Below are 1106 nucleotides of genomic sequence, written 5' to 3'. Positions count from 1 at the left end.
ACGTTGAGGAAGTCCAGGTAGAAGGCGTGTTCCCACATGTCGAGCTGGGAGATCGGGATCAGCGTCGCGGGGATATTGGACTGCTGGCCATAGACCTGGACGATCACCAGACGCTGTCCGAGGGTGTCCCAGGCGGCGATGGCCCACCCCGATCCCTGGATGCCGCGGGCGACCTGCTCGAACTGGGCCCCGGAGGGGTGGAGTGGGCGGGAGTTGGCCTCGGTCGCGGGTGCGGGCTGGCGGGTGGGCTTGTCGCCACCGTCCGGGGACAGGTTCTTCCAGAAGATCGAGTGGTTGATGTGGCCGCCGAGGTTGAACGCCAGGTTCTTCTCCAGCATGTTCACGGTGTCGAACTTCTCGTTCGCGCGGGCCTCTTCGAGCTTCTCCAGCGCGGTGTTCAGGCCGTTGACGTAGTTCTGATGGTGCTTGTCGTGATGCAGCTCCATGATCTTGCCCGAGATATGCGGGTCCAACGCCCCGTAATCATAGGGCAGATCCGGCAAAGTGTACTCAGCCACGCGTCCTCCTTCTATCGCGCGAGCCTCGGCGGCTCGCGTCAGAGCGTTATGGGGGAAGTAACACCCTCAGTCTCTCAGTCCTTCCCCGACTCGCAAGACCGGGATCACCCGGCGGCGCGTGCGGACCGCGCAAGGCCCGATACCCTAGGCTGTTCTGCAGACATCGGCGAGCTGACGAAGGAGGTCGGGTGACCGAGCGCAGTAGCGAACGGATATTCACCGTTCCCAACCTCTTGAGCTTCGTGCGGATCGCCCTGGTCCCGGTCTTCCTGTGGCTGGTGCTCGGGCCGCAGTGGGATGTCGCGGCGCTGGCGGTGCTCGTCGTCTCGGGCATCACGGACTATCTCGACGGCAAGATCGCCCTTTCTCTCGAGCCGACCTCTCGCATGAAGGCGATACTCGACCCCGTCTCTGCCCGGGTCTACATGCTCGCGGCCGTCGTAGGCCTCGGCCCGCGCGCCATCCTCCCGTGCAGGTTGGCGACCACCCTGCCGCTATGCCATGTGCTGCCGTTCTCGCTGATCCCGTTCCTGCGCACCCGCGGCTACAGCTCTCTCCCCGGCCACTTCCTAGCCCACGCGGCGCCGG

At 65.0% G+C, this 1106-nt stretch carries 2 protein-coding genes; one reads left to right on the top strand and one right to left on the bottom strand.

The annotated features are described in order from the left end of the window. Positions 1 to 518 (bottom strand): superoxide dismutase (locus BHE97_RS19280; protein WP_087625651.1); only part of this gene is annotated, 518 nt, incomplete at its 3' end. A gap of 188 nt (positions 519 to 706) precedes the next feature. Between BHE97_RS19280 and BHE97_RS19275 the strand changes: the two genes are divergently transcribed. Next, a partial coding sequence (locus BHE97_RS19275; protein WP_140400276.1) for a CDP-alcohol phosphatidyltransferase family protein occupies positions 707 to 1106 on the top strand: 400 nt, incomplete at its 3' end.

It is taken from the genome of Aeromicrobium sp. PE09-221, from assembly GCF_002174305.1.
GTDB lineage: Bacteria > Actinomycetota > Actinomycetes > Propionibacteriales > Nocardioidaceae > Aeromicrobium.
Note: the sequence above shows the minus strand (reverse complement) of the source record. Positions and strands in the feature narration are given on the sequence as shown.